This window comes from Ciceribacter azotifigens (assembly GCF_048159625.1).
Classification (GTDB): domain Bacteria; phylum Pseudomonadota; class Alphaproteobacteria; order Rhizobiales; family Rhizobiaceae; genus Allorhizobium; species Allorhizobium azotifigens.
In genome coordinates, this window is record NZ_JBLQTA010000001.1 from 419,337 (window position 1) to 432,127 (window position 12,791).

Annotated in this window: 16 protein-coding genes; 10 read left to right on the forward strand and 6 right to left on the reverse strand. The window is 64.3% G+C overall.

Translation table 11 applies throughout. The features are described 5' to 3' along the window. Window positions 1-5 precede the first annotated feature (5 nt). The gene (locus tag ACM6UT_RS02110; protein ID WP_416795714.1) at window positions 6-659 is read right to left on the reverse strand and encodes a thiamine phosphate synthase; all 654 of its coding nucleotides are present in this window, start codon (window positions 657-659) and stop codon (window positions 6-8) included. Window positions 660-764: 105 nt separating this feature from the next. On the opposite strand from ACM6UT_RS02110, the gene ACM6UT_RS02115 reads away from it, so the two are divergent. Next, window positions 765-1,529 carry a sulfite exporter TauE/SafE family protein gene (locus ACM6UT_RS02115; RefSeq protein WP_416795715.1) on the forward strand — a complete coding sequence of 255 codons (765 nt, stop codon included), beginning with the start codon at window positions 765-767 and terminating at the stop codon, window positions 1,527-1,529. Between the two features lie 78 nt (window positions 1,530-1,607). Next, window positions 1,608-1,868, forward strand: a complete 261-nt coding sequence (locus tag ACM6UT_RS02120; RefSeq protein ID WP_416795716.1) for an ArsR/SmtB family transcription factor — start codon at window positions 1,608-1,610, stop codon at window positions 1,866-1,868. Window positions 1,869-2,051: 183 nt separating this feature from the next. Here the strand turns inward: ACM6UT_RS02120 and ACM6UT_RS02125 are convergent, their stop codons facing one another. Further along, window positions 2,052-2,228 (reverse strand): YdcH family protein, encoded by a 177-nt coding sequence (locus ACM6UT_RS02125; protein ID WP_416795717.1) that lies wholly within the window; start codon window positions 2,226-2,228, stop codon window positions 2,052-2,054. A 229-nt stretch (window positions 2,229-2,457) separates the two neighbouring features. Here ACM6UT_RS02125 and ACM6UT_RS02130 point away from each other — a divergent pair, with 229 nt between their 5' ends. The 5 genes from ACM6UT_RS02130 (at window position 2,458) to ACM6UT_RS02150 (ending at window position 5,281) form a co-directional block, all read left to right on the forward strand. Continuing rightward, entirely contained in the window at window positions 2,458-2,661 is a 204-nt protein-coding gene (locus ACM6UT_RS02130; RefSeq protein WP_416795718.1) for a YdcH family protein, read from the forward strand. 17 nt (window positions 2,662-2,678) lie between these two features. After that, a complete protein-coding gene (purE, locus tag ACM6UT_RS02135) occupies window positions 2,679-3,176 on the forward strand; it encodes a 5-(carboxyamino)imidazole ribonucleotide mutase (protein ID WP_129332053.1) in 498 nt (165 codons plus the stop codon). Next, window positions 3,173-4,240, forward strand: coding sequence for a 5-(carboxyamino)imidazole ribonucleotide synthase (locus tag ACM6UT_RS02140; RefSeq protein WP_416795719.1), 1,068 nt, complete (start codon window positions 3,173-3,175; stop codon window positions 4,238-4,240). Before purE ends, ACM6UT_RS02140 begins: the two co-directional genes overlap by 4 nt. Window positions 4,241-4,416: 176 nt before the next feature. Continuing rightward, window positions 4,417-4,542 carry a type B 50S ribosomal protein L36 gene (gene ykgO / locus ACM6UT_RS02145; protein ID WP_003497670.1) on the forward strand — a complete coding sequence of 42 codons (126 nt, stop codon included), beginning with the start codon at window positions 4,417-4,419 and terminating at the stop codon, window positions 4,540-4,542. Between the two features lie 127 nt (window positions 4,543-4,669). Continuing rightward, window positions 4,670-5,281 (forward strand): tetratricopeptide repeat protein, encoded by a 612-nt coding sequence (locus tag ACM6UT_RS02150; protein WP_416795720.1) that lies wholly within the window; start codon window positions 4,670-4,672, stop codon window positions 5,279-5,281. A gap of 75 nt (window positions 5,282-5,356) precedes the next feature. Here the strand turns inward: ACM6UT_RS02150 and pyk are convergent, their stop codons facing one another. Together pyk and ACM6UT_RS02160 are read right to left on the reverse strand one after the other, a co-directional pair. Next, complete coding sequence (gene pyk / locus ACM6UT_RS02155; protein WP_416795721.1) at window positions 5,357-6,796, reverse strand: pyruvate kinase; 1,440 nt, start codon at window positions 6,794-6,796, stop codon at window positions 5,357-5,359. Further along, window positions 6,796-7,224 (reverse strand): DUF1036 domain-containing protein, encoded by a 429-nt coding sequence (locus ACM6UT_RS02160; protein WP_416795722.1) that lies wholly within the window; start codon window positions 7,222-7,224, stop codon window positions 6,796-6,798. The genes pyk and ACM6UT_RS02160 overlap by 1 nt, the downstream gene beginning before the upstream one ends. Before the next feature lie 251 nt (window positions 7,225-7,475). Here ACM6UT_RS02160 and ACM6UT_RS02165 point away from each other — a divergent pair, with 251 nt between their 5' ends. From ACM6UT_RS02165 to ACM6UT_RS02175, 3 genes are all read left to right on the forward strand, one after another. After that, window positions 7,476-8,270, forward strand: coding sequence for an N-formylglutamate amidohydrolase (locus tag ACM6UT_RS02165; protein WP_416795723.1), 795 nt, complete (start codon window positions 7,476-7,478; stop codon window positions 8,268-8,270). A gap of 14 nt (window positions 8,271-8,284) precedes the next feature. Further along, window positions 8,285-8,590 carry a DUF1244 domain-containing protein gene (locus ACM6UT_RS02170; protein ID WP_416795724.1) on the forward strand — a complete coding sequence of 102 codons (306 nt, stop codon included), beginning with the start codon at window positions 8,285-8,287 and terminating at the stop codon, window positions 8,588-8,590. 93 nt (window positions 8,591-8,683) lie between these two features. After that, the gene (locus ACM6UT_RS02175; RefSeq protein ID WP_416795725.1) at window positions 8,684-8,950 is read left to right on the forward strand and encodes a DUF2312 domain-containing protein; all 267 of its coding nucleotides are present in this window, start codon (window positions 8,684-8,686) and stop codon (window positions 8,948-8,950) included. Window positions 8,951-9,043: 93 nt separating this feature from the next. Here the strand turns inward: ACM6UT_RS02175 and ACM6UT_RS02180 are convergent, their stop codons facing one another. Together ACM6UT_RS02180 and ACM6UT_RS02185 are read right to left on the reverse strand one after the other, a co-directional pair. Further along, the gene (locus ACM6UT_RS02180) at window positions 9,044-10,882 is read right to left on the reverse strand and encodes a peptidoglycan L,D-endopeptidase MepK (protein ID WP_416795726.1); all 1,839 of its coding nucleotides are present in this window, start codon (window positions 10,880-10,882) and stop codon (window positions 9,044-9,046) included. A 186-nt stretch (window positions 10,883-11,068) separates the two neighbouring features. Beyond that, a complete protein-coding gene (locus ACM6UT_RS02185) occupies window positions 11,069-12,610 on the reverse strand; it encodes a sigma-54-dependent transcriptional regulator (RefSeq protein ID WP_416795727.1) in 1,542 nt (513 codons plus the stop codon). Window positions 12,611-12,791: the final 181 nt, after the last annotated feature.

The following is a 12,791-nucleotide window of genomic DNA, read 5'->3' on the forward strand; positions in this document are numbered from 1 at the left end:
GAGGTTCAATCTTCAAACCGTGGCGCTTTTTCGTCAAGAACGGCGTTGACCGATGCAACCACGCTCGCGGCCTGCACCGGGTCGGCAAAGACCGCCTTGCCGAGCGCCACGAATTCGACGCCGGTTTCGGCGACCGCGAGCGCCGAGGCGGGATCGTTGCCGCCCATCACCAGGGCCGGGATTTCCACCATGGCCGCCCACCACTCGCCGAGCGCAAGGTTCTTGGAATGCGCCTCCGGCTTGATGTCGCCGTCGAGCCGGCCGAAGAAGATGTAGTCCGGCTGGACCTCGCCGATTTCGAGCGCATGATGGCGGTCCATCGCGTTGCCGCCGCCGACGATCAGCTTCGGCGCATGTTTCTCCACCGCCTCGGCGAGCGCGGCCGCATTGCCGGTGATATGCAGGCCGTCGGCCTTCACGCGTCCGGCGACGCGGCTGTTGTCGACGATGAGTGCTGCAGCACCCGCCGCCTGGATGACGGGCACCAGCTTCTCCGCGTGCTTCTGGAAGGCGGTGTCGTCGAGATCGTATTGCGGCACGATGACCGAGGCGACGTCTCCGCCCCTCAGCGCGTCACCGACGATGCGGGCCTTTTCCTCCGCATCGGCAATGTCGGGCACGATCAGCACAAGGCGGCAGCGGTCTTCAGGTCCGGTCATCGGTCAATCCATTTTTGGCGAAATCTGCGGGGCCGCAGGATTCCAACCTCGTTTTGTTCAAGTGAATCCGATAGACCGGTCTCGTCCAAGGATCAATGGAAACAAATGCTGCCCGACATACAGTTCTTCGCCGCCGCGATACCGGCCGTCGCTCTCGTCGGCCTTTCGAAGGGAGGTCTCGGCGGCGCGCTCGCCCTGATCGGCGTCCCGTTGATGGCGCTGGTCGTGCCGCCGCTGCAGGCGGCGGCGATCTTCCTGCCTATCCTGCTCGTCATGGATGCCGTGGCGCTCTGGGCCTGGCGCAAGCACAACAATCGTACGACGCTCCTCGCCATGCTGCCGGGCGCGATCCTCGGCATCGCTGTCGCCTGGGCGACGTCCGCCTATGTCTCGGCAAACGCCATGCGGCTCATCCTCGGAGGCATCGCACTTCTCTTCGCCGTCCGCTACTTCGTCGAGACCTTCGGTCCGAGACGGCACGAGGAGCGGCCGGCCGCCCCCGAACGCCCCGTCGCCGGCACCGTCTGGGGCAGTCTTTCCGGCTATGCGAGCTTCGTCGCCCATGCCGGAGGTCCGCCCTTCCAGATCTATGTGCTGCCCCTGAAACTCGACCCGCTGACCTATACCGGCACCAGCACGCGCTTCTTTGCCATCGTCAACGCGATCAAGGTCATCCCCTATTTCGCGCTCGGCAGCCTCGACAGCGCCAATCTCACCATCTCGGCCAGCCTGCTGCCGGTCGCGCTCGTCTCGACCCTGGTCGGCGCGCGCCTCGTCCGCTACCTGAAACCCGCGGTCTTCTATCCGCTGATGTACGGGATGGTGCTCGTCGCCGCGGCGAAACTCATCTGGGACGGCCTCCAGTTCTAGGCCGGCGGCGCACCGGAGGGCTTGCTGCACTGCACATCGCGTCTTGCCGGACGGCTCCGCTTGCCGTAGGCTGAGGCGATGTCGAACTCGGATCCCTTTGCAGCGATTGCCGACCCGAACCGGCGCCATCTCCTGGAGGAGCTTCGCCGGGCCCCCAGGACCGTCAACGATCTTGCCAAGGGCCTGCCGATCAGCCGGCCGGCCGTTTCCCAGCACCTCAAGGCGCTCCTCGACTGCAACCTCGTGACCGTCACCACCTCCGGCACGAAGCGCATCTACTCGGTGAACACGCCGGGCTTCAACCGGATGAACCTCTGGCTTGACCAGTTCTGGATCTGAGATCCCGGTCCCTGTCCTTCGCAGACGCTTGCCCTCCCCCCGCGTGTGTCGCCTCCCGGCAATACCTCTGGCAACGAAAAGCCCCGAAAACCGCTTTGGTTTCCGGGGCCTATAAGGATGATCGGAAGATTGTCTCTCAGCCGGGGCGGGTCCGACGGCCCGCCCGGCGGGAACGAGAAGATGTCAGTGTCGGGTGGACGACCTCAGACGTTCGATCTGGTCCTTGATGCGCAGCTTGTGGCGCTTGATTTCTGCGATTTCCTTGTCATCGACGGAGGGAGATGTAAGAGCAGTGTGAAGCCTTTCTTCAAGGGCTACGTGCTTCTTCTCGAGCGATTCAAGATGAGCCTGAATGGTCATTTGATGCGTCCTTCCTTTCGCCTGCCTCCAGCCATCCACCGCTGGGGCCTCAGGCATTACGACAGTAGTGTGACATGAAGAATGTGTTTTGTCGAAGGCCAAAGCAGCGACTTCTCGCCGCAAATTCGGGATCAAGGATAACTTCCCGTTACCCGCATTTGGTGATAGGAGCTTGCGCGAATCTTCGGCGCATTCGACAAAGATGCGAAGACGACATGGGGACACGAACATGCCCGATCAGGAACAGGCGGACATCAGGCTTCAGCTGGCAAGACTCCGCCAGGAGCACGAGGATTACGACGTCGCGATCAACGCGATGACGACGACCGGATGCGACGTCCTGCGCATCCAGCGCATGAAGAAGAAGAAGCTTGTGATCAAGGACCGGATGAGCAAGCTCGAAGACCAGATCATTCCCGATATCATCGCCTGAGAGAAAGGGCCACGACGATGACCGAGGAGCGCCCTCCCGTCGCCATCATCATGGGAAGCCAGTCCGACTGGGAAACCATGAAGAATGCCGCTGACACGCTGGACGCGCTCGGCGTCAGCTACGAGGCCCGCATCATCTCCGCCCATCGAACGCCGGACCGGCTGGTCGCCTTCTCGAAGGGCGCGCGTGACGAAGGCTTCAAGGTGATCATCGCCGGTGCCGGCGGCGCCGCCCATCTGCCCGGCATGACCGCGGCGATGACGCCGCTGCCCGTCTTCGGCGTTCCGGTGCAGTCGCGGGCGCTTTCCGGTCAGGACAGCCTCTTGTCGATCGTCCAGATGCCAGCGGGCATTCCGGTCGGCACGCTCGCGATCGGCAAGGCCGGCGCGGTGAATGCCGCGCTGCTCGCCGCCGCCGTTCTGGCACTCTCCGACGAGGACCTCGCAGACCGGCTCGACGAGTGGCGGGAACGCCAGACCGCCACCGTCGCCGAATACCCCATGGACGAAGCATGAGCGCCCGCACCATCGGCATCATCGGCGGCGGCCAGCTCGGCCGCATGCTCGCGATCGCCGCCTCCCGCCTGAATTTCCGCACGATCATTCTCGAACCGCAGGCCGATTGTCCGGCCGCGCAGCTGGCGAACCGCCAGATCACGGCCGCCTATGCCGATCCGGTGGCGCTTGCCGAGCTTGCCGCCGATTGCGACATCGTCACCTACGAATTCGAGAACGTTCCGGTCGAGGCAGCCGAGATGCTCGCCCGCAACGTTCCGGTCTATCCGCCGCCGAAGGCGCTCGAAGTGGCGCAGGACCGGTTGGCGGAAAAGCGGTTCCTCAACGGCTGCGGCATTCCGACCGCGCGTTTCCATGCCGTCGACGACCAGGCGCAACTCGAGGCGGCGCTTGCCGATTTCGGCGGATGCGGTGTCCTGAAGACTCGCCGCCTCGGCTATGACGGCAAGGGCCAGCGTGTCTTCCGCTCGGCGGACGAAAGCCCGGCCGGCGCCTTCGAGGCGCTGGGCGGCGTGCCGCTGATCCTCGAGAGCTTCGTTCCTTTCGAGCGTGAAATCTCGATCATCGCCGCCCGCGGGACCGACGGTGCCGTCGCCTGCCACGATCCGGCGGAGAACGTCCACCGCGACGGCATTCTCGACACATCGACGCTGCCTGCCCGCATCACGGACGCGACGGCAGAGGCCGCCCGCGACGCGGCGAAGAAGCTCCTCGACGCGCTGAACTATGTCGGCGTGGTCGGGATCGAATTCTTCGTCCTGCCGGACGGCAGCCTCGTCGCCAACGAGATCGCGCCCCGGGTGCACAATTCCGGCCACTGGACCGAGGCGGCCTGCGTCGTCTCGCAGTTCGAGCAGCATATCCGGGCGATCGCCTCGTTGCCGCTCGGCGATCCCCGCCGCCATTCCGACTGCGTGATGACCAACCTCATCGGCGACGACATCGGCAAGGTGCCCGACTGGCTTTCGCGCCCCAACGTCCTCGTCCATCTCTACGGCAAGACCGAGTCGCGTCCCGGCCGGAAGATGGGACACGTCACCGAGCTCACGGCAGGACGCCGCTGATAAGGCAGGAAAATCCGGCGCAGAGCGCTGGAAAACCGGTCCAACCGGTTGACACGAAGGGCTTTGTCGGGCTATTGGCGACCAACCCTAAAGGAGCGCGCCCCGCGGCGCGCTTTTGATTGTTGAAGACAACGGGCGAATCGAAAGTTCCCCGGCAACCGTTGCGGATCAGGAAAATGAAGATCAAGAATTCGCTGAAAGCGCTCAAGGCCCGTCATCGCGATAACCGTCTGGTTCGCCGCAAGGGTCGCGTTTACATCATCAACAAGCAGAACCCGCGCTTCAAGGCCCGCCAGGGCTGATCTGCGGGACGCGCCGCCGTCGCACGCCATCGGCCGGATTTTTCCGGAGCGAATGGAGAGAAGCGACAGCCGCGCCCTCTCTTGATTTTGAGTTTGAAACATAGCGCAGGCGGTCTATCATAACCGCATGCGCTATTTTCGTTGCACGCTCATGATCGCGGGCCTCCTTGTAACCTGCGATCCCGCCCTCTCCCAGGACGCCGGCCCCACCTCCACGGAGAACGCGGCGACCGAGGCGCAGACGCTCGGCGACGAATCGGTCAAGGACGTCCAGGCCCTTCTGACGGACCTGAAGAGAGAACGCGACCCGGAAGCGGCAAGCGAAATCGCCGCAGAGATCACCACCCACTGGAACACCTCCGGCAGCCCGACCGTCGACCTCCTGATGCAGTGGGCGGCCGAGGCGATCAAGGAGAGGCGCAATCCTGCCGCGCTCGACTTCCTCGACCAGGCGATCACGCTGAGACCGGATTTCGCCGGCGCATGGAACCAGCGCGCCACGCTACATTACACGATGAACGACTACGGCAAGGCGATGTCCGACATCGAACATGTGCTGGCGATCGAGCCACGTCACTTCGGTGCGCTCGCCGGCATGGCGGCGATCCTCGCGGAGCGCGGCCGGGAGGAAATGTCGCTGAAGGCGTGGGAACGTTACCTCGAGATCTACCCTGCCGACCGCGAGGCACAGGACCTGGTGACGAAGCTCTCGGAGAAGCTCGCCGGCAGCCGCACCTGACCGGTCCGCGCCCCCTCCGGACATAAAAAAATCGCCGCAGAAGCGGCGATTTCATTTTGAAGACGAGAGTAAGGCTCAGACGCCGCTCAGGCCATCCGAGCCGATATAGGCGATCCGCAGCATGTTCGTGGAGCCCGGCGTGCCGAGCGGAACACCGGCGGAGATGATGACCCGGTCGCCGGGCTTGCCGAAGCCTTCCTGCACGACGATGCGGCAGGCGCGGTTGACCATGTCGTCGAGGTCGGTCGGCTCTTCCGAAACGACGCAATGCAGGCCCCACACCACCGAGAGACGGCGTGCCGTCTGGATGACCGGCGACAGCGCAATGATCGGCACTTCCGGGCGCTCGCGCGAGGCGCGCAGGCCGGTCGTGCCGGAGGAGGTGTAGCAGACGATGGTCGAGAGCTTCAGCGTCTCGGCGATCTGCCGGGCGGCAAGCGAGATGGCATCCGCCCCGGTCGCTTCCGGCTGGGCGCGCTGTGCATAAATGATGCCCGGATAGTGCGGCTCGCGCTCCACGGTGAAGGCGATCGACGCCATGGTCGAGACCGCTTCCACCGGATACTGGCCGGACGCCGATTCGGCCGAAAGCATGATCGCGTCCGCACCTTCGAAGACGGCAGTGGCGACGTCGGAGACTTCCGCGCGGGTCGGCACCGGCGCGGAGATCATCGATTCCAGCATCTGGGTCGCGACGACGACCGGCTTGCCGGCCTTGCGGCAGGCGCGGATCAGCTGCTTCTGCAGGCCCGGAACCGCTTCGAGCGGCATCTCGACGCCGAGGTCGCCACGCGCCACCATCAGCGCGTCGGAGAGCTCGATGATCTCGTCGATGCGCTCGATCGCCTGGGGCTTCTCGATCTTGGACATCAGGCCGACGCGGCCGCGCGCCACCTTGCGGACGTCCGCGAGGTCTTCCGGACGCTGGATGAAGGAAAGCGCGACCCAGTCCACTTCGCCGGTCGCAAGCACCGCGTCGAGGTCGGCACGGTCCTTGTCGGTGAGCGCGCCGACGCCGAGCAACGTGTCGGGCAGGCTCACGCCCTTGCGGTCGGAAATCTTGGTGCCGGAGACGACCGTCGTGACGATGCTCTTGCCGTCACATTTTTCCGCACGCAGATGCAGCTTGCCGTCGTCGATCAAGAGCCGGTGGCCGGGCTTTACGGCCTCGAGGATTTCCGGATGCGGCAGGTAGACACGGGTGTTGTCGCCGGGCTCGTCGTGATTGTCGAGCGTGAAGGTCTGGCCCGGAACGAGCTCGACCGTGGTCGCCGCGAACTTGCCGACGCGGAGCTTCGGCCCCTGCAGGTCGGCGAGAATGCCGATCGGCCGCCCGCAGGCCGCCTCGACGCTGCGGATGCGCGCGATCAGCGTGCGCATCACGTCATGGCTGGCATGGCTCATGTTGATGCGGAAGAGATCTGCACCCGCCTCGTGCAGCTTTCGGATCATGGATTCTTCGGAGGATGCGGGGCCGAGGGTGGCGAGGATCTTGACCTTGCGGTTACGCTTCATCAATTCTGGCTTTCTTGCGTGCCGGGCGTATCGGAAAGCTGGACCATCCAGCTGCCCTGGCGGCCGGTGTCATATTCCTTGAAGCCCATCTGCTGATAGCCGCGCGCGTAGCAATCCTGTACACCGACGATCTTGAACTCGTTCTCGGCGACGCACATCTTGATGTCGCCGGCCCAGCGGCCGCCGCGTGCGGCGTCTTCAGCATAGAGATAATAATAACGTGACTGCAGCTCGCCCTCGATCAGGGTCGCACACGTCGTGGCCGGCACTTGCCACCAGCCCTCCGTGATCCACCCCTCCGCGGCGCGGTATCCGATGGCGACACCGACCAGGTTCTGCGTACCGTTGCAGACCCTGAATTCGGCATGTGCTGCACCAGCCGTCACCAGGGGAGCAAGCAAGGCTCCGGCAATGATCAGGCACTTCATATTACGCACGTTTCCGCGCGCGCTCTTGGTCGAATTTCGGTTCGGCACGATTTCCGATCGAACTCCATTCTGGTGCATCGGTTGCTTTCTTGCGATGACGAGGCGGGAATGTCAACTTAAGTCTAATCGATTAAATTTCAGACCTGAAGCATCGACCGCGATCTTGGCACAAACGTGACGCATGGGAAAGCTTGCGCTCCGCTTTCCCCCATGTCATCAAACCGCAAAGCCAAACGGGCACCCCCTCACCCATGCAAGACTTCTCTGCATTCGAAATCATACCCGGCCACTATGACAGCGGCATGGTGCTGCTTGCCGACCACGCGATGAACCGGCTGCCCGAAGAGTACGGCCGGCTCGGCCTGCCCGAGGAAGCCTTCTGCCGCCACATCGCCTACGACATCGGGATCGAAGGCTTGACCCGCCGCCTTGCGGAGCGACTCGGCGTGCCCGCCGTGCTCAGTTGCTTCTCTCGTCTGCTGATCGATCCCAACCGCGGCGAGGAGGACCCGACGCTCGTCATGAAGATCTCCGACGGCGCGATCATTCCGGGCAACCATCCGATCACCGCCGATGAATGGCAGGGCCGCATCGAGCGGTTTCACCGGCCGTATCACCGCGCCGTCTCCGAGACGATCTCCGCGGTTGCCGAAAGCTCCGGCAGGGCGCCGCTGGTGCTCTCGCTGCATTCTTTCACGCCGGCCTGGAAGGGCGTTCCCCGCCCCTGGCATGCCGCCGTCCTGTGGGACACCGACGACCGTGCGGTACGCCCGCTTCTTGCCGGTCTACGGGCCGACGGCGATCTTGTGATTGGCGACAACGAGCCCTACGACGGCGCGCTGAAGGGCGATACGATGTACCGCCACTGCATGACGAAGGGCATACCCCATGCGCTGCTCGAGGTGCGCCAGGACCTGATCGCGGGAGACGCCGGCATCGACGCCTGGGCCGACCGGCTGGCGCCGATCTTCGCCGCCCTCAACGCCGATCCGGCGTTGCATGCCTACCGGCGCTTCGCCTCGCGCACCGGTGCCTACGAAACCTGAGGAGGAGGCAAACCATGACGGATCTCACACCCGAACAGCAGAGGGATTTCGAGGCCGCAGCCTTCCGCCGGCTCGTCGCCCACCTGCGCAAGCGCACCGATGTCCAGAACATCGACCTCATGAACTTTGCCGGCTTCTGCCGCAACTGCCTCGCCAACTGGTATCACGACGCGGCGCGCGAGGCGGGCGCCGACCTTTCCAAGGACGAGGCCCGCGAACACGTCTACGGCATGCCCTACGAGGAATGGAAAGCGCTTCACCAGAGCGAGGCGAGCGAGGAACAGAAGGCCGCGTTCGAGCGCAACAGACCGAAGGAATGAGGGCACAGGCGTCGAACCGGTCTTGACGCGGGCCGCACTTCGCGGCAGGTCAGCACCCATCCGAATTCGTTTCCAGAGATACAGGAGAACTTCATGTCTGATGCCCACGGCGTCGCCCGCGACCAGCTTCGCGCCTTTGTCGAAAGGATCGAGCGGCTGGAAGAAGAAAAGAAGACCATCGCCGACGACATCAAGGATGTCTACGGCGAAGCCAAGGGCATGGGCTTCGATACCAAGATCCTGAAGAAGGTCATCGCGCTGCGCAAGAAGGACGAGCAGGAGCGGATGGAAGAGGATCTGATCCTCGACACCTACCTGCACGCGCTCGGCATGATCGAAAGCCCGCCGGACGCGCAGTAAACGCAAGTCTCACGGACCATCAACGAGAAAACCCGCCGGCGATACCGGCGGGTTTTTCGTTGGTTCACATCGCTGCCAAACCTTTTGGGTCCGTCAGGGCGTCACCGGACCGAAGCGGCCGGAATCAACCGGCTGGGCATCGCCCTTGAAGCCGACCGGGTAGATCTTCGCCGGCTCGGCGCTCAGCGCGCGGCTGACGACCCGCGGCGCCTTGACCGGCTTCGCCACGGTTTCGAACTTGTTCTGGCTGATCGCCCATTGCGACAGCATGGTCTGGGTGAGTGCCGTGCCGCCGGTCATCGCGACGCGCGCGGCCTCGGCATCGGCGCGGCTCGGACGCCCGCCCTTGGCCGGCAGGCCGGCCTCGATGCCCGACGTCGCCGGCTTCTTCGCCGCCGGAGCGTCGAAGACGTCGCCGAAATCGACGGCCTGGGACGACGGCTCGGCCTGCGGATGAAGGGCGGCGACCTCGACCGGCGCTTCCTTCGTCTCCGCGGCAGCCGCATCGGCCCGACGGCTTTCCTCGAGCGCCGCGGCAGCTTCAGGCGACAGGATCGCCTGTTCGACCTCGTCGGCTTCCGCCTCCTCCTGGCCGTCGGCCTGTGCGAGCAGAGCCTCGGCGACGGCCGGACGGCCGATCGGAACGGGAACGGCAAAGTCTGCCGCCTGTTCGCCGGCTTGGGCGGGATCGACCGACGCGGTCATGATCTCGCCCTCGGCGTCGCCCTTCATGCCGCGCTGGCCGAGAAGGGTCGGAACCGGGATCTTGTAAGTCTCGAGATCGGCGAAGTTTTCGCTGCCCTGCGGCGTGGCGGAAGCCACCTGTGACAGCGCCTCTTCAGCCGGATTGCGGGCAGGAGAATAGAGCGCGACGGCAAGGCTGGTATCGCCGGTCTGCGGCCGGAGCGAGGGACGCGACAGCGGCACCGGAGCGTTGTCGACCGACGTCGTCGGTGCTGCCTCGGCGGGCGCGGCCTCGACGACGGGCGCAGCGGCGGTTTCCACGCCCGGAGGCGGTGCGGCCGAGGCCATCATCACCGGCTCGGAATTCGTCAGGACGGGCTGCTGCCGGGTGGCCGGGCGCTCGCTCGGGACGACGACGTCTTCTTCCTCGTCCTCGTCGCCGGTTCCGAACAGGAAGGCGAGAAGGTTCTTGCGCTTGCCCGGCGTCTTGTTGTCGGCAACGATGATATCATTGGAACCGAGCCGCTGCTTGTACTCGGCCATCGCCTGCTGGTAGCCGGGCAGCGGCCGGCCGTCGCTCGGAATGTGCAGCGTCTTGCCGTTCGGGAAGAGCCGGACGAGCTCGTTGCGCGACATGCGCGGCCATGAGCGGACCCCCGCGACGTCCATGTGGACGAAGGGAGAGCCGGAATTCGGATAATAGCCGACACCGCCTGCCTGCATTTTCATGCCGACCTCGCGCAGCGTCTTCAGCGAAACGCCCGGGATATAGAAGTCCATCGCCGTGCCGCGCATGTGCTGGCTTTCCTTGGCGACACCCTTGGAGCGCTTGCGCAGCATCGAGTTCGTCTCGGGCGAGCGATAGCCGGACACGACGTTGATGTAGCCGCTGGCGCCCGCCTGCCGATAGACCTGCCAGACGAGGTCGAAGAGACGCGGGTTCATCTTCGTCGGCTCGTTGCGGCGCCAGTCGCGGAGAATGTAATTGAGCTGCTTCAGGCCGCTCGCATCGTAGCGGCCGTTGCGCTTGAAGGTGATGGACGCCTTCTCGCCGGTATGGACGAAATGAATCTTCAACGTGCGGGTCTCCGCCGCGGCCTCGGAGGCCGAACCGACGAAGGCGGCAAGCGAAAGAGCGACGAACACGAAGGTCAGGATGAGATGCCTGACAGCAGAAATCGCGTTTGCAGCTTTTCCGTTGCGCCCGGCACAGCCGCAAGGCGCGATCGTTGCATCCGTAATCTGCAATTCAATCCCCGTCCGAAAGACTGCGTCCCACGCTAATCAGATGAATGCCAAATGCGGTAACACCATGGCAAAACTGCCACAGATTTGCACTCAATCCATATATAGTGAACGCTTGCCTAACAAGTGATTTACTGCTGGTAACGGAATATATTTACCCGAGCGTTAACGGACCTGCATTGACCTTGCTCAAGCTGCATCCTTCTGCGGATTGTCCGGATCGATTCCATAATCCTTGAGCTTGCGGTAGAGCGTCGAGCGCCCGATTCCGAGCTTTCGCGCCACCTGGCTCATCTGTCCGCGGTAGAATTTGAGCGCGAAACGAATCAGTTCCTCCTCGACCTCGGCGAGCTTTCGCACATTGCCGCTCTCGTCCGTACTGACGATCACGTTCGCGCTCGCCGCCACATTTGCGAACGGGGCAGGCGCCGCCACGGTCGAGGAATGCCCTGATTCGGCCACCAACGGGGTGCCTGCGGTCTTGCTCGCGAGTTCGTCCACCGCGCCGGCGGGGGTGCGGGACGCAACGGTCGTAAGCGGCCCGCCGCGGCCCGGAAGCTGCGCGGCGACCTGCGGGAAATCCCGCTCGGTCAGTTCATCGCCCTCGGCGAGAACCACTGCGCGGAACACGGCGTTTTCGAGCTGCCGGACATTGCCCGGCCAGTCATAGGCGGTCAGCAGCGCGAGCGCCCCCGAGCCGATGCCGAGCGGCCGCTGGAGACGCTGCTCGGCGGAAAACCGTTCGGCAAACGCGCGTGCCAGGTGGACGATGTCCTCCTTCCGGCGGCGCAGCGCCGGGACGGTGATCGGAAAGACGCTGAGGCGGTAGTAGAGATCCTCGCGGAAGCGGTTCGCCTTGACCTCCTCGATGAGGTCCTTGCTGGTCGAGGCGATGATCCGGACGTCGACCTTATGGGGATTGTGGCTGCCGGCGGCGATGATCTCGCCTTTCTGAACGGCTTCCAGAAGCTTTGCCTGGGTGTGCAGCGGAAGGTCGCCGATCTCCTCGATGAACAGGGTGCCGCCGTCGGCTTCCTTGAACTTTCCGATGAGACCCTCGTCGACGCCGTCCTGCTCGGGACGCCCGAACAGCACGGCTTCGATGGTCGCGTGCGGGATCGCCGCACAGTTGACGGCGACGAACGGCCGGCCGGACCTTTCGCTGGCGGAATGGATGGCGCGAGCGAGCATCTCCTTGCCGACGCCTGCCTCGCCCTCGACCATGATCGGGAGGTGCGACTGGACCGCACGACGCCCGAGTTCGAGCACGCGGGCCATGCCGGCGCTCGCTGCGATGATGTCGCTGAAGGAGACCGAGGCAGAACGTCCGCGCTTGAGCGGACGCCCGGAGCCATCGCTCTCATGCAGTTTCAGGGCGTTGGATACGGCGGTCGCGATTCGTTCGAGCGAGGTCGGCTTGACGACGAAGTCGAACGCACCGGCACGCATCGCCTCCACCGCCAGATCGGTGCCGCTTTCGGCCGTCTGGACGATGACCGGTACGTCGGCCCGCAGGCGGTCGAGGAAGGAGAGCACCGAAAGGCGGTTTCCCTCTCCCGACTTGAGGTCGAGCAGGACGGCATCGATCTCGCCGCGCATCTTCCTGAACACTTCGAGCCCCGCCTGATCGCTTTCGGCCACGTGCACGGCATGGCCGCGGCTTTCGATTACGGCCTTCAGCGAGCGACGCTCTTGCGGGTCGTCGTCAATAACGAGAATGTGTGCAGTCACTTTTCGAGCTCCCCGGAATCATTCCGACGCATCATGCGTGAGTGAACCTTCGAGCCCCGAGGCTGCCGGAGAGGCTTGAAAATCCGGTTTTCGAAAACATTCGCATTTTAGCGAATCGCGTTTTTGCACAGTCCTCCCCGCGAAATCAGGTCCGGCGCGTGCCTTATGCGGGAAAATTTCC